This window comes from Roseateles sp. GW835-FHT13E02, assembly GCF_058794035.1.
This window is the reverse complement of sequence record NZ_JBXAGJ010000019.1, coordinates 98,572-120,459: the sequence shown is the minus strand read 5'-3', so window position 1 is coordinate 120,459 and position 21,888 is coordinate 98,572. Positions and strand designations below refer to the sequence as shown.

Sequence of the window (21,888 nt, the reverse complement as noted above, 5' to 3'; positions counted from 1 at the left end):
GCGCCCGCCCCGTTTACTGCCCCTCGGGCGGCTGCCAGAGTTCGATGCGATTGCCGTCGGGGTCCATGACCCAGCCGAACTTGCCGTACTCGGATTCATCCACCTTGTCGTCGACCTGGCAGCCCTCGGCCCGCAGCTGGGCCAGCAGGGCATGCAGATCGGCCACGCGGTAGTTCACCATGAAGGGGGCCGGGCTGGGGTCGAAGTAGCTGCTGGCGGCATCAAAAATGCTCCAGACCGTGCTGCCCTGGCCCTCGGGGTTGTGTTCGCCGCGCCAGCGAAAGGCCGTACCGCCCCAGGCCTCGACGGGGATGCCCAGGTGGCGCCGGTACCAATCGCGCAGCCGTTCGGGCTGGCTGGATTTGATGAAGATGCCGCCGATGCCGGTGACCCGGCTGGGGCTGCTAACGGGCGTGTCGCTGTTCATGAGGGTGCTTGCTTCGCTGGAAATAGGGCTGCTGTGATTCGGCCTCAGTTTTTGGCTTTGGCCTTGGCCTTGACGGTTCGCACCGCAGCCTTGGGTTTCTTGGCTTTGTTGCTGTCGGGCTTGGGGGCTGACTTGGCTGCGGCCTTGGCTTCCGTCTTCTTGGGCTTGCTGGCCTTCTCCGTCCTTCCGGCTTTCTCGGCTTTTTCGACCTTGGCCTCGGACTTGCTGCTCTTGGCTTTATTGCTTTTGCTCTTGCCCGCTGCGGCCAGCCCCGCCATCGGCGGCATGGCAGGCATCTCGCGGCTGCCCGCTTCAGCCTCGCTCAGAATCGCCAGTGCCTTGGCGTAGAAAGCCTTGCGGTCTTCGAGGCCGCGGTTGCCGCCGTTGACGGTGTAGCTGATGAACTCCACCGGCGAGAGGTCCAGTACTGCGCCCTTGTATTTTTTCTTCAGGCGGTCGCTGTCCGGGTGGTTGGCCGCGTCGTTGAGGTTGCGGGTCAGCCAGTATTCGCAGGCGCTCCAAACCGCCATCTCGGGCTCTTCCAGCAGCTCCGGTTTGTTGATGAACAGATCGCGCGAGCCTTTCTTGATGCCCAGCTGCAGGTAGTTGGCCCGCCCTGTGGTCTGAAAAATACCGCGGCCGCGGAAGCGCACCCCGTCACCGGCCTGCGTGTTGCCCAGATCGGCCCGGCCCTCGTAGGCGCTGCCCGAGGCGTACTCGCGCAGGGTCTTGAAATGGTCGGTCTCGTGGCAGGCCTGGGCCAGGAAATGCGCGTACTCCTGGGCTGTGTCGATCTGGTACTGCGGGCACAGCTGGTTCATCCACTCGGCCAAGGCCGGCATCAGGGCCGTCTTGCGTCCAGCGATCTGGGCCAGGTGTTCTGCGGTGATGGCAAGTGTCATGGCGGTGGGGCTCCGGGTGATGGTTGGCATTCAGCTGCAGCGCCGGCGTCAGTCGGCCTCGCAGTGCCGGGCTCATCATCGGGGGCGAAGCAGCTTCGACCAACCCCTAGCTCATCGCGCTGCAATGGGTATGAGTCGGCCATGCTGCAGTGCTATACCCTGCCTCGCGGCCTATTCGATTTCTCTCGAAGCACTCAGCGAAGCGCGTCGGCTCGCGCTGGTTCGAAGCCATCGGCTCAGAAAGAAGCGTGCCTTCGGATGGCTCGCCATTGCCCGACTGCTGGAGGGACAAAGTCGGCCACAGTCTCCGCTAGCGCATAACAAGCCTAGCCATGCTTTGGCCCGGATTCGAGAGCGCCGAATCGATTCAGAGCGATCAGCGTCAGGCCAAGGCCGACAAGAACCATAGCGAGGCCGAGTGCCCAGTGAAATGCAAAGAAGATCCCAGATGGAAAGAAGAGGGTGAGCCAGAACCATTGGCGCATGCCCGCCTGATGAAAGTACTGTGCACAAGCCTCTCATCTCAGAGGGTGAACGATGGATGAATTCGATTGAGCCCAAGCGGAGTGCCCGTGGCTAGTTCCACAGCTTGGACTGGGTCTGGCTTTGAGAGTTATGAGGCCGAGCCTCGTGTGAGGGCTGAGGCTTGACATTAGATGCACTCACAAGGGGCGACGCCCTCTTGTGACTGTCAGTTCGATGGAGGGGTTTGACCTCATGGTGGAGGCACTCGCCAACTTAACTACTTGGCTTCTTTGTACTCGCCAAGCCCGCGACTTGCGGGAACAACCTCCAAGGTGTTGGAGGTGATTGTTGGGAAGACCGCGACGAGCTTGTGAGGCGTATTCACCACCAGTTGATGCTTCGACTCGAAGTTGACCATGTCCTGGTGCACTAGAGTAATTTCGTAGGTGCCAAACGGAAGCAGGGTAGCAAGGAACTCCCCAACGTGCACTTGTCCGAGCCCCTTACCGTTCACCGCGATGTTGATGCGCCCTGTTCCTGCCATTTTCCAAAGGTCACGGTCCAGCCCATGTACGTTGCGCAAGTCGGAGTCATTGCGGTAGATCTTTGGGTTCTCGTTCAGGAACACGACCTTGCCAAGGTTGGCTTCGGTTGAAGGAGCCATCGGTGAACCTGCCGCTAGAGGCAGCTCTTTGGCTATGGGTGCAAGGCTGCAGCCAGTGATCGAAATCGAGAGCGCTATTGCTGAAAGGATCGCCAGTATTTGACTCATTCGTGTTCTCCTCGTGTGAGTTGTCGTTGAAAATTCTCCGACGAGCATATCGTCATGTGAGGTCGAACGTTCGCGGTAAGCGGACCATCCAGCGTAGCTGGCGCAGGTCCGCTTGACCAAAAGGTTAAAGCGCAGGGGGCAAAACATGACCGACTCCCTTCGTGCCACCTTCCCACACCGTGAATTTGGCGCCTGCGAGGAAGTGCTGCTTAGCTTCTGGGACGAGCAACTGGACCGTCGCTCGAAAGCACTCACCCGGCGCAGGGGCATCATCAAGCTGCATTCGCGCAGACCAATGCTCGTCTTTGATGCCGAGGACAGTTCGCCATTCGCCCGACACCAAAGGGCCGACGCGCCCTCCATCCTCCGCAGATAGCAGGTGGATCTCGGCGAGGAAAGTTTCGGGCATGCGCTTTGACGCTAATTTTGGACGACAAAATTACGACCGAACCTCGGCGTCATCAACGGCTCGAAGCATCGATTGCTTGAGGCAAGCGCTTGATTTGGCATTGTTTCCTTCTCTTGGGGATCGGGTAAAGGGCTACCAAAAGAACGACAAAAGCATCACAGGGTTGCATCTGATTTGGCGCTCCGATTTCCCCAAACTCCCTTGCTCATGCCTTGGCCGATTCCGGCAACCCAAACACCCGATCAAACGCCCACGTGAAGACAATCGCGTAGACAAAGAAAAACGCCAGGATGGCCAGGTCGGCGATCAGGGCTTCGAGCAGGCTGATATCGAGCCACCAGGCCATCAGCGGCACCAGGAACAGCACCAGCCCGCCTTCGAAACCGATGCCGTGCAGCAGGCGTCGACCCAAGGACCGGCCCTTGACCGTTTGACGCGCCTCCCAGCGTTCGAACAGGGCGTTGAAGACATAGTTCCAGGCCAGGGCGATGCTGGACATGGCCAGGGCCAGCAGGGCCGAAGACTGCAGGGAGGTTGCAAACATCCATGCGACGGCCGGGCCGACCATGGCCACGGCGATGGCTTCGTGCAAAAGGGCTTGAAGGACGCGGCGTTGGCGGGGGCTCATGGGCCCGGAGTGTCGCAGGACGGCGGGTTTTGCCCGGCCTTCTTGCCTGTGACGGCGGCCTGTCGCCGCCCAAGCACCCAGATGCTGAGCAGCAGCAAAGCGCCGCCCAGCCATTGGCTGGACCTCAAGCTCTGGTTCAGAAACAAGGCCGAGAGCAGCACGGCGGTCAGCGGCTCCATCAAGGTGGCCACGGTCAGGGTGCTGGGGCTCAAACGTGCTGAGCCCCAGCTGAAGGCCAGCAAGGCCAGGGCGGCGGTCACCAGGCCCAGGTACAAAAACCAGGCTTGCGGCGGAATCGAGTCGGGCCAGTGAAACGGGTGGATCAGCGCGAACAGGCTGGTGCTCACTGCCGCGATGACGGTGAGGCAGGCGCTCGATGGGCCCGGCCCCATGCTCACTGAGAGGCGTGAACTCACCAGGGTGAAGCCGGTGTAGAGCAGCGCCGACGCCACCGAGAAGGCGACACCGATCCACAGGTTGTGTGTGTGCGCGACATCGATGCCGGCGCCATGGCCGAGCACCAGCAGCACCGTGCCGGCCAGGGCGGCGCACAGGGCGGCGAACAGGCCCAAGCCCGGCGCCTCGGTGCCCCGGGTCAGGCCGATCAGCGTCACCAGCACGGGCGGCAGGCACAGCGCAATCAAGGTGGGCACCGAAGGGCCGATGCGCTCTATCCCTAAGAACCAGCACAGCACATAGCCGGCCATGGCGGCGCCGGCCGCCACCAGGGTCAGCCACAGGCTCTTCAACACGGCCCAGTCGATCTGCCGGCCGTACACGGCCAGCAAGACCAGGGCGCCAACGCTGAAGCGCCAGAAGGAAATGTTCTCGGGCGAAAAGCCGTGACGGCTGACCAGCACATCGACCACCAAGGCGCCGGTGCCCCAGAGCATGCCGGCCGAGCAGGCCGCCAGCAGACCCAAGAGGGCCTGGCCTTGGCGGGGCTGCTGCTGTGTGCTTGGATTTATCAAGAGGTGTGCCTTGTGGTGACGCGGTCTACGCGGGCTTCAGCTGTCAGCGCCGCCCCTGGGGCTCGCGGTTTTGCGAGGCGGGCCTTCGCGCCACAGCCCGCCTTCGCTGAAGCAGTCCCAGCCCCATTTCAGCCAGCGCAGCAGGGAGGCGGCCAGCCACAGGGCCCAGAGCAGCATGGCCAGGCGGTAGAGCCACAGCGGCGCGCTGATCACCCAGGCTTGCGCCGTGCCGGCGCCAGCGCTGAAGCGGTCGGCGTACCAGCGCAGCAGGCTGGCATGGGATTCATGGCCGGTGATCAGGAGGTCCGGCAGGCCCAGCAGTCCGACCTGCAGCGCCTGCAGCAGCACGGCCACACATCCCAAGGCCCAGAAGCCCAGCAGCAGCTGCAGGCCGATGAAGGGCGCCCGCGCGAGGCCGGGGCCATGCCGCTTGCGCAGCAAGAGTAGCAAGAAGCCCGCCACCACCCAGGCCAGGCCGGACAGGGTCACCGGCGCCAGGCCCAGGCCCAGCAGCAGCCAGGCCGATAGCTTCAGCGGCAGGCCCGGCACGCGGCTCAAGCCCAGGGCCAGAATCGCCACCGCCAGCAGCGCGCCCCAGAACAGCACGGCCGGGCCCAGCAGCGGCCCGCCCAGGGCCAGCACGATGCGGTCGCCCGGCACGTGGATCTGCAGGCTGTCGTTCACACCGGCCGCGCCCAGCTGCACACTGGGGCTGCGGAACCACCAGCCCATGCCGCCATCATCAGCGCGCCAGCGCAGCTCCAGCCGGTGCTCGCCGGGGGTGATGGGCAGCTGCAGGGCGCCGTTCTTGGCCTGCAGGGGCAGGTCGGCGCCGTCCAGGCTCAGGCCTTGCAAGGCCGCACCGGCGGGCAGCTGCAGGGTCTGCTGGCCGCCCAGGCTGGAGCGCAGGGTGGCGCTGAGCTTGAAGTCGCTGCTGCGCGCGCCGGGCGTCACCTCGGTCAGCACCTGGTCCCAGGTCAGGGTGGGGCCGGCCACGCCAGCCGGTCTGCTCAAATTCAGCGTCAGCTGCTCGCCGGGCCAGGGCCTCCACAGCGGCTGCCAGCGGCCGCCTTGCTGGTGCACCACCGGGGCCAGGCCCTGGTGCTCCACATGCCAGAGCGTGGAGGCGTCCAGCGTCCATTGCTCGATCTGCTGGGTGGCCGGGTGGCTCTTCAGCGTCAGCTGCGCCTGCGGGCGCAGCTCGCTGTCGAACTCCAGCACCTCGGCCGCGCCCAGCTGCACGCTGGCCAGGCCCTCGCTGATCTGCACGCTGTTGTCCTGCACCGCCTCGCCGGGCAGCAGTTGCCACTGCACGCGCAGCGGCGCGCGGCTGGGCGCGATGCGCTCGATGCGGGTGTGCACGGTCCAGCGCAGGCCCAGCTCCAGCTGGCGCTGGATTCGCACAAAAGCGGGCAGGGCGTCGCGCGGGTTGTTCTGCGCATCAGCACCGGCTGCGGTCTTGTCATCGCCTGCGCTTTGCTCGCGCAGCAGGCTCAGCGCGGCGCCGGGCAGGCCCTGGGCATTGAGGCCTTGCAGGCGCCAGCCGCGCAGCTGGCTCTTCAGCTCGCGCACCGGCAGGGGCAGGCTGATGTCCAGCTCCTGCACCGGCGTGGCGCCCAGATCGGCCTCCATGCTGATCTGGCTGATGCCGGCTTTCAGGGCGATCCAGAGCTGGCCCTGGGCATCGCGGCGCAGCGGCGCGGGCTGGCCGTCCAGCAGCACCTGGCTCGGTTGCCAGGCGCCGGCCTGGCCGGGCAGGGGCAGGGCCACATCGGCCTGCGCATGGGCTTCCAGGCGCAAGAGCACGCGCGAGCCTTCGGCCTGCAGGTTCAGGCGGGCCAGCTCGGCGCAGCGTGGCAGGCAGTCCGGGGCGGGGCGCAGGCGCTGGCGCATTTCGGCCAGCAAGGCCTCCGACGGCGGCTGCAGGCCGCTGGACTTCTGGGCCTTCTCCGCAGGCGCGGGCTTGGCCGGCTCATTCTCGGCATGGGCCGGATCGGCAGGCAGGCTCAAGCCGAGCGCGAAGGTCAGGGCCAGTGCGGCGCTGGTGCCAGCGCCGGTTCCTGCCCGCCGCGGCCACCAGGGCTGACCCGTGCGGCCGCTGGCCAGGGCCAGCAGGGCCGCCAGCATCAAGAGCAGGCTGGCCACGCGCACCAGCGCCGTGCCGGCCGGCGGCAGCAGGTAGAGCTGCAGCGCCTGATCGGCCTGCACCGGGCCTTGCCAGACCAGGGCATGTTCCTGCCAATGCCAGCTGGGCAGGCCGGGGCCGGTCTGCACGCGGGCGCTGGGGTCGGCCTGGTCCAAACGGCGCGGCTCCTTTTGAGGCACAGGCGCTGCATCGCTGACCGCTTCCTTGAGGCGGCTGTAGCTGGAGCCGGCAGGCGCGGGCACGGCCATCTCGGGCGGCGGGATGAAGGGCGGGGCTGCCGCAGGCACTGCTGTTTCAGCCTGGGGCAGGCCATGCGTCATGGCCGGCTGGTCCAAGGCCGGATACATGGCATAACGCAGCTGGTCCACGCCAAAAGGCAGCAACAGCAAGGCGATGGCCACCATGCAGGCCTGCTCGGCGCGGCGCAGCAGCAGGGCAAGGCGGGCGAACTTGTCGCTCATGCTGCCCAGGGCCTTGTTGACGGCCATCAGGCCCAGCCAGAACAGCCAGAGGAACTGCGGCGCATCGCGCAGATGCCAGCTGCACACCAGGGCCGCGCCCAGCAGCAGGCCGCGCGGCCAGCCCAGCAGGCGTCCGGCGGCCAGGGCGCTGAGCAGCACGAAGAAGAAGTCCCAGAGCGTCCAGGCGCCCAGCCAGGAGCCGTCCACCCGGTCCGGCCCGCTGGCGTGCAGCAGGCGCCAGCCGGGCGGCAGGTGCAGGCCCGTGCGGGCCGATTGGAAATCACCGCTCCAGCCGCTGGCCGGCAAGGCCTCGCTGCGGGCCCAGCGGCTCTCGGCCCTGATGTTGGCCGTGCCCTGGCGCACCTCGATGCCATCGGGGGCGCTGGGCTGGGACGGTGCCGAAGCAGCAGCGCTCGGGCCCCGCCTCGTGATCAGCTGGTCCTGGCCATCGAGCGCGGCCCGGCCCAGGGCGCCCGGCGCGGCCAGCTCCAGGCGGGTGGAGCGGCTCAGCTCACCCTCGATGCGGTCTTGCGCGGTGTAGCCCTGGCCGTCGAAATCAAGCCAGAGTTGGCGCGAGAGGCGCAGCTGATCGGGCGCCGGCTCAGGGTTGCCGCGCCGGCTTTGCTTGATTTGCAGGGTGGCGCCGGGCGCCATGCGGTAGGCCGGAAAGCTCTGCCAGCTCTCGGGCATGACGGTCTGCTTGGGGTCCACGGCGGGCGCGCCTTCGATGCTGACCACGCGCAGTTCGTTGTGCGCCGAAAAGGCCCAGACCTCCTCGCCCAGCGGGCTCTCGCCGGGCTTGGGTGTGGAGGCGGGCAGCTGCAGCGCTTGCGTGGGCGCCATGCCGCGGGCCAGCAGCTCCACGGTCCAGCGGCCCGGGCGGGCCTGCACCAGCAGGGCGCCGTCCTCGCGCAGCCGGGCGGGCAGGGCGCTGCTCAGCGCTTCGGCCACCAGGCCCGGTAACAGCGCCTGCGGCAGCACCAGCTCACGGGCGCGGCCCGAGACGGCCAGCTCGATGTGGGTGTTGATGCGCATCGGCACCTGGTCGTCGATCAGGCGCGCGGTGCGCACGCTCAAGGCTTCGCTGCTGGCGCTGTCCTCGCGGCTGGCCTTCAGCCAGAGCCGGCCCTGGGCATCGGGTGTGCGCTTCTGCGCCTGGCCCTCGAGCCAGAAATTGAGCAGGCCCAGATTGGGCGGCAGCAGCAGGCCTTGCGGCATCTGCGCCCAGGGGATCTGGCCCTCGATGACGTGGCGGCCCGGCTCCAGACGCACGCTGGGCCGGCCCTGGGCCAGCACCACGGCCAGGGGCTTGCCGGCGCTTTTCACGTCCTGTGGCCAGAGGCTGGGCTTGCTGTTACCGGAGCCCGCGCCCGGCGCATCGTCGGCCGCTTCGCCGGGCAGGGGCAGCAGCTGGGCCGTGCCGTAGACCTGCACCTCCAGCCGGAAGCTGGCGCCACCGGGCCCGGCGCGCAGCTCCAGCCGGGCCGGCCAGAGGCAGTTGCGCAGCTCCGTTTCGCCGGGGCGGCCGGGCTGCAGCGGGCAGAGCTGGCTCTCCTGGCCTTGCAGGGCCCAGGGCAGCCAGTCGCGCAGGGCGGGCGGCAGCTCCTGCGGGCTCAGGGCGCCGGCCGCGGCGGCCCAGGCGCTGCTGCCGAGCAGGAGCAGGCCCAGCAGGCGCTGCATCAGGCGGCCTTGGACTTGCAAGGTTTGGGATTCAAGGCTCATGCCAGTGCTCCTGGGCTCCATCAGAGCGCGCAGCTTAACTGCCCGGTCCCACGGCATGCCAGGGCGGAGAACCCCAGGCGCATGTGCGGCCACCGCCCGTAGCGCGAGCCGCTGCCGCCATGGCTGAGACAATGCGGGTCATGAGTCTTGTCGAGTTGCTCTTGCTGTCTTTGTTGGTCTTGATGCTGCTGGCGCTGTTCCTGCTCTGGCGCCAGGGGCAGGCCAGCCAGGTGGGCGAGCAAGACCCGACCCTGCTGCGCCTGCAGCAGCAGCTCAGCCAGGGCAATGAGCGCCTGGAGCGCGAGCTGCGTGACGAGCTCAGCCGCAGCAGCGCCGCCACGCGCCAGGAGCTGCAGCAAAGCCTGGGCCGCTTCCAGCAGGCGCTGAGCCAGGGCTTGCAGCAGAGCAACCAGTCGCTGGGCCTGCAGGCCATTGCCGCCCGCGAGGCGCAGGACGCCGCCGGCCAGCGCCTGGCCGAGCAGCTCGGCCAGCAGCTGCGCGCCCTGGCCCAGACCGTGGACCAGCGCCTGGGCTTGATCCAGCAGGACAACGAGAAAAAGCTCGAGCAGATGCGCGCCACTGTGGACGAAAAACTGCACGCCACGCTGGAGCAGCGCCTGGGCGAGAGCTTCAAGCAGGTGGCCGAGCGCCTGGAGCAGGTGCACCAGGGTCTGGGCGAGATGCAGGGCCTGGCGCGCGATGTCGGCTCGCTGAGCCGGGTGCTGGGCAATGTCAAGACGCGCGGCATCTTTGGCGAGGTGCAACTGGCCGGCCTGCTGGAGCAGGTGTTCACGCCCGAGCAGTACGCGGCCAATGTGGCCACGCTGCCGGGCAGCGCCGAGCGGGTGGAGTTTGCGATCCGCCTGCCGGGCCAGCGTCAGGACGGCCAGCCGCTGTGGCTGCCCATCGACGCGAAATTTCCGCGCGAGGATTACGAGCGCCTGCTCGATGCCCAAGATCGCGCCGACGCGCCCGCCGCCGAGGCTGCCGCCAAGGCCATCGAGCAGCGCCTGCGCGCCGAGGCGCGCAGCATCCGCGAGAAGTACATCGCCCCGCCGCACAGCACCGATTTCGGCATCCTGTTCCTGCCCACCGAAGGCCTCTACGCCGAGGCTTTGCGCCGGCCCGGCCTGATGGAGGCGCTGCAGCGCGAGCACAAGGTCATGCTGGCCGGCCCGACCACGCTGCTGGCCACGCTGAACAGCCTGCAGATGGGCTTCCGCACCCTGGCGCTGGAGAAGCGCTCGGCCGAGGTCTGGGAGGTGCTGGGCGCTGTCAAGACCGAATTCGGCAAGTTCGGCGAGGTGCTGGCCAAGACCAAGAAAAAGCTGGATGAAGCCAGCCAGACCATCGATGCGGCCGAGACCCGCACGCGGGTGATGACACGCAAGCTCAAGAGCGTGGAAGCGCTGCCGGACGATGCCGCCCAGCAGCTGCTGCGCCTGAGCCTGCCGGGGGACGAGGAGCCGCTCCATGGCGGCAGAGACGGTGCCGACGAGGCGCCGCGCGGAGGAGGAGAACGACCGCCTGCAGCTGTTTGAAGGCGCCATTCTTCGAAAGCATGTTCCTTTGACCCACGAACCTGACCCCATTGATCCAGACACCCCGGCCCATCGCGCCAGCGCAGCCGCACTGCGCCGCGCCTTTCCCTGGCTGATCGCCACCCTGATCACCCTGCATGCCTGCATGGCCAGCACCCGGGTGGCGGCCAGCCTCTGGGTGCTCGATCAGGGCTATGGCGAGTGGACCGTGGGCCTCTTGCTCAGCCTCTTTGCCGTGGCGCCCATGGCCCTGGCCTTGTGGGCCGGGCGCCAGGCCGACCGCTATGGCTTCCACCGCCCGGTGGGCATCGGCGTCAGCATGGCCTTGTTCGGCGCCTGTGTGGCCCTGGCCTGGCAGGGCGTCTGGACGATTGCCTTCAGCTGCCTGCTCAGCGGCGGTGCGCTCAGCGTGGCGGCCGTGGCCATTCAGCGCGAGGCCGGGCTGATGGCCGACGAGCCCTCGCAGCTCAAGCGTGTGTTCAGCTGGGTGGCTTTGGGGCCGGCGCTGTCCAATGCGCTGGCGCCGGTGGTGGCAGGCCTGCTGATCGACCATGTCAGCTTCCGCGCGGCCTTCGCCCTGGCGGCCTTGCTGCCTCTGCTGTGCTGGCTCATGGCGCGGCGCGTGCCGCGCCACCCGCCCAAGCCCCAAAGCGCGGCCCAGCGTGCGCGCCCGGCTTGGGACCTGCTGCGCCAGCCGGCCTTGCGCCAGCTGTTGCTGCTCAATGTGGTGCTGGCTGCGTGCTGGGATGCGCACAGCTTTGTCGTGCCGGTGGTCGGCCATGCGCGTGGCCTGAGTGCGTCCAGCATCGGCGTGGTGCTGGGCAGCTTTGCGGTGGCGGCCACGGTGGTGCGTCTGGCCATCGTGCGCTTCTCCCAGCATCTCGATGAGCTCAAGGCCTTGCGCAGCGCCATGTTGCTGGCCACCGTGGTGCTGGCAGGGTATTACTGGTTGCCAGGCACGGCCGGCCTGATGGCCGGCTCGGCTCTGCTGGGCCTGGCCCTTGGCTCGGTGCAGCCCATGGTGCTGTCCATGCTGCACCAGGTCACGCCGCATGAGCGTCACGGCCAGGCCCTGGGCCTGCGCATGCTGGCCACCAATGGCGCGACCGTGGCCATGCCGGTGGGTTTCGGCCTGCTGGCGGCGGCCAGCGTGGCGGCCGCGCCCATGTGGCTGATGGCCAGCGCGCTACTGCTGGCGCAGCTGCCGGCCCGCGCCTTGAGCCGCCAGCTGGCGCATGAGCCCCTGGCTTCGCCGGAAGAGCGCGCGCAGGGCTAGGGTCGAACCTATACTGATCCAAACGGCTGCCTCCATGCAAGCGCGGCCGGGGAGAGGTGCAGACATCATGGCGAATCCTGGCTCCTCAGGCCGCCGCCGCCTGGCGTGTGCCCTGGTCTTGCTGCAGGTCGGCGTGCCAGCGCTGTGGCCCCGCCATGTGAATGCCCAGCTGCCGGCGAAGGGCGGCGGCATCGAGTTCCGCATCGCTTTCGAAGACAAGGTCAGCCCCGACCACACCGGCACTTCGACGGTGCCGACCGAGAACCCCGGCATCATCGTCGAGATGGTGCAGATGCTGCCGGCCCGCCTGGGCGGCGAGATCCGCGTGCTGCTGCTGCGCCGGCCCTGGGCCCGCTGCCTGGCCGAGCTGGAAACCGGCCAGGTGGATGCCATCTTCTCCAGCAGCTTCAAGCCTGAGCGCCTGAAGATCGGCCTGTATCCCATGAAGAACGGCCAGCCCGATCGGGCCCTGCGCATCGACACCAAGAGCTACAAGCTCTACACGCGAGCCGATGCCGGCCTGAGCTGGGACGGCCAGCGCTTCACCGGCCCCGAGCGGCCGCTGGAGCTGGTGGCCATGCGCGGCTACGCCATCATCGATGAGCTGCGCAAGCTGCCCGGCGTGAGCGTGTCCGAGGTGGACCGAGCCGAGGTCGCGTTCCGCATGCTGCTGGCCGGGCGTGCCCAGGGTTTTGCCCAGCTCAGCGAAGCGGCCGAGCATGTGCTGCGCAACACGCCCGAATTCGACCGCGCCATCGTCAAGCTGGAGCCACCGCTGATGAGCAAGGACTACTTCCTGCAGATCAGCCATGCCTTCCACCAGCGCCACCCCAAGCTCAGCGCGCGCATCTGGCGGGCCCTGGGAGAAATTCGCCAGAGCGAGCAGGAGCGGCTGGTGGCCAAGTACCTGAAGCTGAGTGCGGATTGAGCGCCCCCCTCGCACACTCTCTCTTTCTCTCTGTCGCAGGGGGCTTGATCGTCTGGGCTTCGGCCGGCCGCTCGTGAGCGACTGGGTTCTGGTGCAGGGAGGCTGTCTGCTGGGGAGCCGGCTGCAGACGGACTTGAGGAATCTACGAAAGGGCTGGGCCGTGGATATGGGCCTGGAGCTGAACGCGAACAAGCGGCTTGTGTTTCAGCGCGTCGCCAGACTCGGCGGCGGTCGCTTCGGGGCTGCCGGCCACCAAGGCCAGGGCCAGGATGGGCGCCCAAACGGGCGCCAGTAACACCTGCTTACCGCTGAAATAGTTTGTCATGTGAACTGCTAAAACGTCTTGCCTGCTCGGCGATGGACGCGAGTCTAGGCAGGGGTTTCGCAGCTTTCAGCTCCCCCAAAGTGAGGGTTCCGACGAACGGTCGGCCGGCTCGGTTCAGCGGCCGTCTTGCGGGCCGTAGAGCATCAGGCCGGCCAGGGCGCAGGCCATGGGTTCGCGTTGATCGGCCGGCAGCTGGCGCTGCTGCCAGATGCGGCCCGGATGCAGCACCTCGACGGCGGCGACGGCGCTGCCGCGCAGGCTGTCGACGCGGTAGCCCAGGGCCGGGGACTTGAGGCTTTGCTCGACCGGCATGCCGCTCTGGGTGCGGCGCTCGGCGATCTGGCTCATGCGGTACTCGGCGCCGCCGACGTAGAGCCGGCCCTCCAGCGGCTTCCACTCGTCCTTGAGCTCCAGGCGCACGGTCTGTTCGCCATGGCGGCAGCTGCAGTCCAGCGTGGCCTTGTTGTTCTCGAGTTGCACGCCGATCTTCAGGCCTTGTTCCTTGGAACGGTACTCGCAGCTGCCGTCCCAATCGCGCTGACCCTTGAAGCGGTAGCTGAAGCCTTGCTTCTGGGTCTTGCTGCTGAAGAGGCCCAGCGAGCTGCTGTCGCTGCTGGTCCAGCCGCGCTTGACATGGCTGACCTGGTAGGGGCCGACCTGGAAGTCTTCGGCCGCAAACAGGCCTGTGCCTTTGGCGCGGGCGCCGACATCGAGCACCTCGGCCGTTTGGTCCAGATCGCCGGGTGCGGCCATGCGTGTGGGCGTGGTGACGCAGGCACTCAAGCCCACCAAGGTCGCCAGCAAGGCCGTCAGCGAGGCGGGTCGCCCCAGGGCCGGGGCGGGGCGGTGGGGCAGGGGCGGGGAAAAGGGTGCGTTGGCGCTCATGGTGTCGAGGTGCGGTTGGTATTGCCAGATGGGCTCGGACGGGGCGCAGTGTCGCCTGCGGATCCGCTTTGTGAACTCCTGTGATGGCCAGGCTCAGGTAAGTATCGTTTTCTGAACTTTTGTGGAGCTTGCCGCGCCGTGGCGGGCGGAGGCGGCCGATGCATCCTTCAGAATGCCGCCACGGGCCGCCTGTCGTGGCTCGCGGTTTTGCGCGCCGCTCGCATGCTCGCGGTTCGCTTGCGAATATGTTTGGCGGCCTGGTTTTTTCTGTGCCGGCTGGATCCGGCGGATTGGTCTTTCCTCATGCACATGCCCACTCGTTTCCGTGTTTCGGCCTTGTTGCTGGCCTGCAGCCTGGTGTGGCTGCCGGTTCAGCTGGCTTCGGCTCAGACTGCGGCCCCGGCGGCCAAGTCCAGCAAGGCCGGCAGCGGCGGCAAGGTTGCCAAGCCCGTGCCAGCCCCTGCGGCCCGGGCGGCGGCGCCCGCCGCGGTGGTGAAGGCCGAGTTTGTGCGCGAGCTCGGCGGCATCGAAGAGTACCGCCTGCCCAATGGCCTGCAGATCCTGCTCTTTCCCGATGAAGCGCAGAGCACGACCACGGTCAACATCACCTACCGCGTCGGCAGCCGCCACGAAAGCCAGGGCGAGTTCGGCATGGCCCATCTGCTGGAGCACCTGGTCTTCAAGGGCACGCCCACGCACCGAGACATTCCCGGCGCCTTTGCCGAGCGCGGCGTTCGCTTCAACGGCACCACCACCAGCGACCGCACCAATTACTTCGCCTCTTTCAACGCCAACGAAGACACCCTGGCCTATGTGCTGGGCCTGGAGGCCGACCGCATGGTCAACAGCTTCATCGCCAAGTCTGACCTGGACAAGGAGATGAGCGTGGTGCGCAATGAGTTCGAGCGCGGCGAAACCGAGCCCATGCAGGTTTTGTTCAAGCGCGTGCAATCGGTGGCCTACGACTGGCACCCGTATGGCAACTCGACCATCGGCCCCAAGAGCGACATCGAGAACGTGCCGATCGAGCGCCTGCAGGCTTTCTACAAGCGCTTCTACCGGCCCGACAACGCCACGGTGCTGGTGGCCGGGCGCTTTGACAAGGCGGCCGTGCTGCAGCGCATTGCCGCGCAGTTCGGCCCGCTGGCCAAGCCGGCGCAAGCCCTGCCTGTGCTGTACACCGAAGAGCCGGCTCAGGACGGCGAGCGCACGGTCACCGTGCGCCGCGTCGGTGGCCAGCCCACGGTGCTGGCTTACTACCATGTGCCTGCCATCTCGCATGCCGATTCGGCGCCGCTGCTGGTGCTCAGCCTGCTGATGTCCATGCCGCCCAGCGGCCAGCTCTACAAGGAGCTGGTGGAGAGCAAGCTGGCCATCAACGCCGGCCTGTTTGGCCTGGGGCAGGCGGCGCCCGGCGGCATCTCGGCCATGGCCATACCGGCCGCGCAGGCCGACAGCGAGAAGGTGGAGAAGCTGCTGCTCGATCTGGTCGAAGGCCGGGCCGGCAAGCCCTTTGAGGAGAGCGAGTTGCAGCGCGTGCGCGAGGTGGCGCTGAACTCCTACCGCCAGCAGATGAAGAAGCCTGAGGCCTTGATCCAGCAGATCTCCGGCCTGCTGGGTGCCGGCGATTGGCGCCTGCTGTTCCAGCTGATGGAAGACCTGCCGCGTGTGACCCTGGCCGATGTGGAGCGAGTGCGCAAGGCCTATCTGCTGCCGGCCAACCGCACTCTGGGCCGCTTTGTGCCGTCCAAGGAGGTCACCCGGGTGGAGATCCCGGCGGCCCCTCCGCTCGATCAACGTCTGGCCGAGCTCAAGGGCCCGCCCAAGCTGGAGGATGGCGAGCGCTTCGATCCCACGCCCGAGCATCTGGCCGAGCGCACGCGGCGCACCGTGCTGCCCAGCGGCATCGAGCTGCAGACCCTGGCCAAGCGCACCCGTGGCAACACCGTCCATCTGCAGCTGCAGCTGCGCTGGGGCGAGCGCGAGCCGACCTTTGCCCGGCGCGGCACCGGCTGGGTCGGTGAGCTGATGTTCGAAGGCAGCCAGGGCCTGGACAAGCAGGCGCTGCAGGACCGACTGATCCGCCTCAAGGCCGGCCTGTCCATCGGCGGTGTCGACCAGGGCGCCACCATCAACCTCACGGCTGAGAAGGACAGCCTGCTCGAAGCCCTGGCCATCGTGGCCGATCTGCTGCAGCGGCCGCTGCTGCCGGCCGATGCCTTCGAACGCGTGGTCAAGCGCCATATCGCTGCGTTGGAGGGCTCGCGCCTGGAGCTGGAAACCCTGCGTCAGGAAGCCACCCGCGAGCACTACAACTTTGCCCTCGGCGTGGTGCAAGGCCATCCGGACTACCAGCTCAGCGTCAACCAGCGCCTGGCCGAGGTGAAGGCCATCCGCCTCGACGATGTACGCAGCTTCCACGCCGATTACTGGTCGGCCAACGAGGCGCGGGTCACCGTGGTGGGCGCCCTGCCCGATGGGCTGGATGCAGCGGTCGAGCGGCTTTTCGGCAGCTGGAAGAAGCCGTCAGCCGCGCGCTTTGTGCGTTATGAGGGGAAGCATGTGGACATCCCCGCGGCCCGCTTTGACGTCAAGGCCAAGGACAAGGCCAATGCGATTTTGCGCATGCGACTGGAGTTTCCGCTCAATGAGATGGACCCTGACTACTTCCCTCTGATGCTGGCCACCCAGGTCTTCGGCGCCGGTGGCATGGAAAGCCGGCTGGCGGCGCGCGTGCGCCAGCAGGAAGGTCTGAGCTACGGCATCGGCGCCTCGCTGGGCGTGCCGCGCTGGGGCAATGACGCCACCCTGTCCATCGGCGGCAGCTTCGCACCGCAGAACCGCGACAAGGTGCTGGCCCTGGTGGACGAAGAGCTGGCCCGCATGGCGAGCGAAGGCATCAGCGAGGCCGAGCTGGCACGCGCCAAGCAGAATGTGCTGGAGGCGCGCCTGCAGGGCCGCAGCGACGACGGCCAGCTGACCGCCTCACTGGGCCACCTGGCCGAGCGTGGCGAGGGCTGGGCCGCCGTGGCGCAGCGCGAGGCGCAGATCCGCGCCGTCACGCTGGAGCAGGCCAATGCCGCTTGGGCACGCCACATCCGCCGCGAGCGCTTTGTGGTGTCCACGGCGGGAGACTTTTGACGGGCTCAGAACCAGGGCGCCATTCGTTCGGGATAGTCGCGCGGCAGGATGTGGCCGCCGGGGAAACGCAGGTGCTGTTTGGCGGCGCCGGGCATCGCGTCGAACAGGGCCTGGTTCTGCGCGGCGCTGGCGTACTCGTCATCCTCGGCGCTGAGCAGCCAGAGCTTCTTCTTGCCCGCGAGCCCCGGGAGAAAGCGCTGCGGTGACACGGCGGCCACCTTGTCGTCCAGATGCGGCGGCACGATGGCGGCCACTGCCGTGATGCGAGGCTCCAGGCTGCCCAGGATCAGCGCCATCTGCCCGCCCATGCTGTAGCCGGTGGTCTGCACGCGGCGGGCGTCGATCTGCGGCTGTGGGAGCAGCCAGTCCAGCAGCAGGCGGTAGTCCTTGATGCTGTCGATGATCATCTGCTCATAGGGCTCGCGCTTGCCCCACAGGTCCATATCGCGCATCAGGTCGAGCACGCTGTAGTCGAGGTTCTTGCGCTCGCCATGGCGGCGTGCGTCCAGGGCCAGCACGGCATAGCCTTGTTTCAAGGCCAGCTCGGTGACGAGGTGGGTGTGCTCCAGGGTTTCGCCGCCCTTGTAGCTTGCTTGCCACCAGCGCATATGGCTGCGCCCCAGCCCATGCATGGCGACCAGCAGCGGAAACGGCGCCTTGGCCTGGGCCGGATCGCTGGGGTACTGGATGCGGCCGTTGACCGCCGCGCCGTCGAAGCTGATGAAGCGAATCTCCTGCGCGTGCGGGCCCAGGGCGCGCAGCTGCGGCGTGATCGGCACGGCGCCGGCATGGGCGTAGCGCGCGGCCAGGTCCTGGGCGCTGGGCTGGTAGGGGCGCAGGGCAAAGAGCTGCCACCACAGCAGACCGAGCAAGAGGGCCAGCCCCAGCAGGGCCAGACCGACTCTTGCGAGACGGCGTGGCCAGTGGCGGCCGGGCTGTGAATGTGGAGTTGGGAGGCCTGGCAAACCCGGGCGCATGGGGTGGCTGTCGCTGTTCATGGGCGCAGAGTAGCCAGCCGCTTGTGAGTTGGATGTGAAGTGCCCGCCTGCTGCAGCACGTCACTGTGCCCGCTGCCGCCGCCCGGCGCGTTGCCGGGCGGGGTGTGCACGCGAGTTCACAGAGATTTCAGATACTCCAGCAGCGCCCGCTTCTGTGCCTCGTCCAGCGTGGTGCCGAAGAGGTGGCCGCTGTTGCTGTTGCCGGGCAGGCGGGTGTCGAAGCGCGAGGGGCCTTGGGCGGTGTCGAAGCCCACGCGTTGCGGATCGAACTCGCGGCTGCCGACCTGGAACTGGCGTGGCCGCTGCTCCACCGGCTGTAGCAGATCCCAGAGCGTCGGCACCGAGCCGTTGTGCAGATAGGGCGCGGTGGCCCAGATGCCGTTGAGCGGCCGGGCCTTGTAGATGGCATTGGGGGTCGGCGCCGGGCTTGCTTCCGCGGCGGCCGCCTGGGCTGCAGCTGGCTGGGCCTTGGGGTTGAGGACCTGTTGCAGCAGCTCGGCGCTGGGGCGCGGGGTGGCCGGGCGGGCGTTGCGCTGGGCGGCGCTGCCGCGCAGCTCGTCCTGCAGCTGGGCCTCGTACTGGCTGATCAGCGCGGCCAGGCTCGCATCCAGATCGCCGAACAGCACCCCGGTCGCCGCCTGCACTGTCAGCGCGCCACCGCCAGCCTCGGCGCCGTAGCGCTGAAAGCTCGGAAAGGCCAGCGTGCCCTGCAGCGGCCCGGTCTTGGCCATGCGCATGGCAGCGGCCGTGGCCATGGCCGGATCGGTGCCGACATCGCGCATCTGTGCCGTGATGCGGCGGAAAGGATCTTTGCGATCGATCACCGCATGGCAGCTGATGCACTGGTTCTGGTAGATCTGCTGGCCGCGCTGTACCAGGTTGGCGTCCAGCGGACCCAGCGCTTTCTCGTACCACTGCGGGGACCAGAGGCTGCGCACCCAGCCTTCGAGCTGGCCCAGCTGGCGGATGTCCACATGGTTGGGGTAGCGGCAGCGGTCCTTGCCGCAGTCGTTCACGCCGAGGCCGCCGAACACGCCCAGCACCTCGCCCACATTGCGGGTCAGCTCACCCAGGCCGAAGGGGCCGTTGGGGGCGGAGCCGTTCCATTGCACCTTGTCATGCTGGGGTGTGTCCCAGATGAAGGGGTAGGACACCGGCGCGTCAGGCGCCTGGGCATTGCCGGGCTGCTGCAGGGCCACGACCAGGACCTCGTTGAAGATATTGCCGAAGGCGTCCAGCCGCGCGTGGCCTGCCGGGAAGCTGGGGGTGTTCAGTGTCAGGCGCTGGCGGCTGTCCTTGGCTTCTTGGCCCAGCGCAAGGCGCAGGGCCTGTTTCTGGGCCTCACTGGCGCCGGGGCCCAGCACGGCTTTGGCAAAGCGCTCGAACTTGGCCGCATCGGCCCAGGTGGCCTCCAGCGCCGCGACCAGCTCCCGGAAGAAGAGGTTGAAATCGGCCATGGACGGGCCGCCGTCGATGCGCAGGCCGACGCCGCGAAGATTGACCTGGCTGGTGTGGCAGGCGGCACAGGTCAGGCCCAGCCAGGCCTGGGTTTGCGGCCCTTGGGTCTGGGCAAAGCCGACCGGCAGGCCGTCGGGGTTCCAGCGGCCCGGCCCGGGCTTGGCGGGCAGATAGCCCAGGCGCTCGATATTGGCGTTGCTGCGAAAGGGCTGGCTGTTGCCGGCTTGCTCCAGCGCCAGAAACCAGGGGTAAGGCACGATGCGCGAACCCTGGGTGCTGAACCAGAAGGCCATTTGCGTGGCCTCGTCCCAGCCCTGATCCAGATTGAGCACCTGCTCCGGGCCCACGGCATCGGGCACCGGCGTGCCGTCGGACATCGGCGTGATGGGGGCGCAGGCGATCAGCGCAAGCATCAGGGACAGGGACAGGGTCAGCGGGAGCGCCAGAGGCCGGGCCCGGCGTGCGTTCGTGGAGACTTTCATGTGTCGTGCTTTCCTCATGCCCCAAGCGCTGCAGCAGGGGCCGGAGCGCAAACCCGGGGCATGGACCGGTGTGCGGCGGCCGCGCGGGATCAGTCGAACATGGACGTCAGCATTTGCGCATTGCTGAGGCCGCCCGGGTTGCCCAGGGTCGAGTCCGAGGCCAGGCACCAGCAGCTCAGATGCGCGAGCGCATTGACCAGGGTGGCCGAGAGCTCCAGCTGGGTGAAGGTGTTGTAGCGCGGGAAGTTGCCGCCGCTTTCCAGCTCCAGCGCGGCACGCACATCGAAGGGCAGGGCCTTCCACCAGCTGCTGACGAAATCGTTGTAGACCCAGAGCAGCTCGACGCTGTCCTGCGCCGGCACGTCGAACCAGTCATTGGCCAGCACCGGCAGGCGCTGGCGGAACAGGATGGCGCCGCCGGCCTGGCGCGCCGCAAACAGGCCGGCCTGCAACTGGGCAAAGGCCTGGCGCGCAAAGACCTGGTTGTGGCGGTACAGCCGTGCCGCCCCTTGCCCCGGCTGCTGCGCGCTGTAGGGCAGATAGCCCAGGCCGGGCTGGAAGGGCTGCAGGCCGAACAGCGGAGGCAGGTCGTCCGACAGCACGATGTCACCGCTGGCGGGGTCACGGCCGATGGCCTGATCGGTGTTGACGCAGACGATCAGCCGCCGCAGCCCGCGCGCCAGCAAGGCATTCAGGCCCAGGTTCTCCAGGCTACCGCCATCGGCGAAACGGTAGTGCAGGGTGTCTTGCTCGGCCCGCTCTGCCACCGGCCAATAGGGGTAGCGAGGCACCAGGCCGGAGAGCACGGGGTACTGCTCCTCCAGCATCTGGGCAAAGGCGGCGCTGCTGCAACCGGCGATGTCGTTGAGTGCAAACGGCCGCGCGGGCCTGCCACTGCTGACCCAGCCGCCTCCGTTTGCCTCGCCCAGGTAGCGGCCGCCCATGGCAAAGGCGTCCAGCAGGCCGCCGCCGATGGCGCCCTGCTGGCTGGGTTGGGCCGGGAAGTTGTGGCGCACGCCGAGCTGGAAGTTGCACTCGAAGGGGATGAGGTCGGCATCCGGCCCGTCATTGCTGAAGAGGGCTGTGTTGAAGATGGCAAAGGGCCGCGCCCGCTCCACGCACAGAAAATTGCTGGGCTTGAGACCGGGGTTGTGCGCGAGGATGCCGTTCTGGCCTTGCAGATAGCGCTGGGTCCAGGTGAAGTAACGCGGGTCATGGCCGCTGGCATCGGGCTGCCACAGGCCGTAGGGCTTGAACACCTGCTCGCCGATCAGGCCCTGCCAGAGCTCGTCGTTGGCATAGCCATAGCGCTCCTTCAGCGTCAGGATGGCGTCGAGGTCGCGCCACAAGCCCAGCCGGGTCGGTACCTCGCCGAGGTTGTGGGGGGGCAGGTGGTCCAGCCGGTGGGGGCCGATCAGCAAGCTCAGCTGGCTGGGGTCCAGCACGGGCTGGCCGAGAAAATCATCGTCGCTGATGTGCTCGGGCAGGTAGGTGAACAGGCTGTTGGCCCAGCTGCCGCCCGAGACCGAGGAGATCACGAAGAGCTCATCGAGCTTGCCCAGCCAGCGCAGCGCCCGCAGCTGGCCCATGGCGCAACTCAGGGCCCGGCTGCCACCACCCGAGAGGCACAGCCCGACGGCGCCCGGTCCCGCTTGAGGCAGGCCTTCAAGCTCGTCACCGGGATGCTGTCTGTCCGCAGGATGGGGGATGGGCGCCGTGCCCAGCGTTTGCGAGCCACGCGCCAAGACGGTGATACCCGCCACCAAGCGATTGCTGTCCATGGTCTTCACTCCCTGTGCGGCAAGGGGGCGGTATGGGCTCTCTCCTTGCCTGACCGTGAACTTAGGCGGCGCGCCAGCGTTTGTCCATCTGACAGAACTTACAGCCAGACAGCCTGGGGTGAGTGCGTGTACGTGTGGCGCTGGCGGCCTGCTGCGATCTGCGTTGCCAG

14 protein-coding genes are annotated in these 21,888 nt (G+C 67.7%); 4 read left to right on the top strand and 10 right to left on the bottom strand.

The window, feature by feature from the left end:
• Positions 1-13: 13 nt before the first annotated feature.
• From AC1Q6P_RS18190 to AC1Q6P_RS18165, 6 genes are all read right to left on the bottom strand, one after another.
• Positions 14-427, bottom strand: a complete 414-nt coding sequence (locus AC1Q6P_RS18190) for a VOC family protein (protein ID WP_492665368.1) — start codon at positions 425-427, stop codon at positions 14-16.
• 44 nt (positions 428-471) lie between these two features.
• On the bottom strand, positions 472-1,329 hold the full coding sequence (locus tag AC1Q6P_RS18185; protein WP_492665367.1) for a glycoside hydrolase family 19 protein: 858 nt from the start codon (positions 1,327-1,329) through the stop codon (positions 472-474).
• Positions 1,330-2,071: 742 nt separating this feature from the next.
• The gene (locus tag AC1Q6P_RS18180; RefSeq protein ID WP_102766344.1) at positions 2,072-2,566 is read right to left on the bottom strand and encodes a hypothetical protein; all 495 of its coding nucleotides are present in this window, start codon (positions 2,564-2,566) and stop codon (positions 2,072-2,074) included.
• Positions 2,567-3,180: 614 nt separating this feature from the next.
• The gene (locus tag AC1Q6P_RS18175) at positions 3,181-3,603 is read right to left on the bottom strand and encodes a PACE efflux transporter (protein WP_492665366.1); all 423 of its coding nucleotides are present in this window, start codon (positions 3,601-3,603) and stop codon (positions 3,181-3,183) included.
• Positions 3,600-4,574 carry a DMT family transporter gene (locus AC1Q6P_RS18170; protein WP_492665365.1) on the bottom strand — a complete coding sequence of 325 codons (975 nt, stop codon included), beginning with the start codon at positions 4,572-4,574 and terminating at the stop codon, positions 3,600-3,602. The genes AC1Q6P_RS18175 and AC1Q6P_RS18170 overlap by 4 nt, the downstream gene beginning before the upstream one ends.
• A gap of 36 nt (positions 4,575-4,610) precedes the next feature.
• A complete protein-coding gene (locus AC1Q6P_RS18165) occupies positions 4,611-8,903 on the bottom strand; it encodes a hypothetical protein (protein WP_492665364.1) in 4,293 nt (1,430 codons plus the stop codon).
• A 131-nt stretch (positions 8,904-9,034) separates the two neighbouring features.
• Here AC1Q6P_RS18165 and AC1Q6P_RS18160 point away from each other — a divergent pair, with 131 nt between their 5' ends.
• The 3 genes from AC1Q6P_RS18160 (at position 9,035) to AC1Q6P_RS18150 (ending at position 12,648) form a co-directional block, all read left to right on the top strand.
• Complete coding sequence (locus AC1Q6P_RS18160; RefSeq protein ID WP_492665373.1) at positions 9,035-10,444, top strand: DNA recombination protein RmuC; 1,410 nt, start codon at positions 9,035-9,037, stop codon at positions 10,442-10,444.
• Between the two features lie 28 nt (positions 10,445-10,472).
• Positions 10,473-11,720, top strand: a complete 1,248-nt coding sequence (locus tag AC1Q6P_RS18155) for an MFS transporter (protein ID WP_492665363.1) — start codon at positions 10,473-10,475, stop codon at positions 11,718-11,720.
• A 67-nt stretch (positions 11,721-11,787) separates the two neighbouring features.
• Positions 11,788-12,648: a substrate-binding periplasmic protein gene (locus AC1Q6P_RS18150; protein ID WP_492665362.1), complete on the top strand. Its 861-nt coding sequence runs from the start codon at positions 11,788-11,790 to the stop codon at positions 12,646-12,648.
• A gap of 439 nt (positions 12,649-13,087) precedes the next feature.
• On the opposite strand, the gene AC1Q6P_RS18145 is transcribed toward AC1Q6P_RS18150, so the two are convergent.
• Entirely contained in the window at positions 13,088-13,858 is a 771-nt protein-coding gene (locus tag AC1Q6P_RS18145; protein ID WP_492665361.1) for a hypothetical protein, read from the bottom strand.
• 303 nt (positions 13,859-14,161) lie between these two features.
• On the opposite strand from AC1Q6P_RS18145, the gene AC1Q6P_RS18140 reads away from it, so the two are divergent.
• Positions 14,162-16,999, top strand: a complete 2,838-nt coding sequence (locus tag AC1Q6P_RS18140) for a M16 family metallopeptidase (RefSeq protein ID WP_492665360.1) — start codon at positions 14,162-14,164, stop codon at positions 16,997-16,999.
• Between the two features lie 5 nt (positions 17,000-17,004).
• On the opposite strand, the gene AC1Q6P_RS18135 is transcribed toward AC1Q6P_RS18140, so the two are convergent.
• From AC1Q6P_RS18135 to AC1Q6P_RS18125, 3 genes are all read right to left on the bottom strand, one after another.
• Positions 17,005-17,997 (bottom strand): dienelactone hydrolase family protein, encoded by a 993-nt coding sequence (locus tag AC1Q6P_RS18135; protein ID WP_492665359.1) that lies wholly within the window; start codon positions 17,995-17,997, stop codon positions 17,005-17,007.
• 116 nt (positions 17,998-18,113) lie between these two features.
• Positions 18,114-19,937 carry a di-heme-cytochrome C peroxidase gene (locus AC1Q6P_RS18130; RefSeq protein WP_492665358.1) on the bottom strand — a complete coding sequence of 608 codons (1,824 nt, stop codon included), beginning with the start codon at positions 19,935-19,937 and terminating at the stop codon, positions 18,114-18,116.
• 89 nt (positions 19,938-20,026) lie between these two features.
• The gene (locus tag AC1Q6P_RS18125; protein ID WP_171826884.1) at positions 20,027-21,718 is read right to left on the bottom strand and encodes a patatin-like phospholipase domain-containing protein; all 1,692 of its coding nucleotides are present in this window, start codon (positions 21,716-21,718) and stop codon (positions 20,027-20,029) included.
• Between the last annotated feature and the right edge of the window lie 170 nt (positions 21,719-21,888).

Bases quoted from the DNA above. Each gene is read 5' to 3' on its own strand.
- AC1Q6P_RS18180 (WP_102766344.1), bottom strand. From the start codon at position 2,566: ATGAGTCAAATACTGGCGATCCTTTCAGCAATAGCGCTCTCGATTTCG.
- AC1Q6P_RS18185 (WP_492665367.1), bottom strand. From the start codon at position 1,329: ATGACACTTGCCATCACCGCAGAACACCTGGCCCAGATCGCTGGACGC.
- AC1Q6P_RS18130 (WP_492665358.1), bottom strand. From the start codon at position 19,937: ATGAAAGTCTCCACGAACGCACGCCGGGCCCGGCCTCTGGCGCTCCCG.
- AC1Q6P_RS18165 (WP_492665364.1), bottom strand. From the start codon at position 8,903: ATGAGCCTTGAATCCCAAACCTTGCAAGTCCAAGGCCGCCTGATGCAG.
- AC1Q6P_RS18190 (WP_492665368.1), bottom strand. From the start codon at position 427: ATGAACAGCGACACGCCCGTTAGCAGCCCCAGCCGGGTCACCGGCATC.
- AC1Q6P_RS18140 (WP_492665360.1), top strand. From the start codon at position 14,162: ATGCACATGCCCACTCGTTTCCGTGTTTCGGCCTTGTTGCTGGCCTGC.
- AC1Q6P_RS18135 (WP_492665359.1), bottom strand. From the start codon at position 17,997: ATGAACAGCGACAGCCACCCCATGCGCCCGGGTTTGCCAGGCCTCCCA.
- AC1Q6P_RS18160 (WP_492665373.1), top strand. From the start codon at position 9,035: ATGCGGGTCATGAGTCTTGTCGAGTTGCTCTTGCTGTCTTTGTTGGTC.
- AC1Q6P_RS18125 (WP_171826884.1), bottom strand. From the start codon at position 21,718: ATGGACAGCAATCGCTTGGTGGCGGGTATCACCGTCTTGGCGCGTGGC.
- AC1Q6P_RS18150 (WP_492665362.1), top strand. From the start codon at position 11,788: ATGGCGAATCCTGGCTCCTCAGGCCGCCGCCGCCTGGCGTGTGCCCTG.
- AC1Q6P_RS18145 (WP_492665361.1), bottom strand. From the start codon at position 13,858: ATGAGCGCCAACGCACCCTTTTCCCCGCCCCTGCCCCACCGCCCCGCC.
- AC1Q6P_RS18175 (WP_492665366.1), bottom strand. From the start codon at position 3,603: ATGAGCCCCCGCCAACGCCGCGTCCTTCAAGCCCTTTTGCACGAAGCC.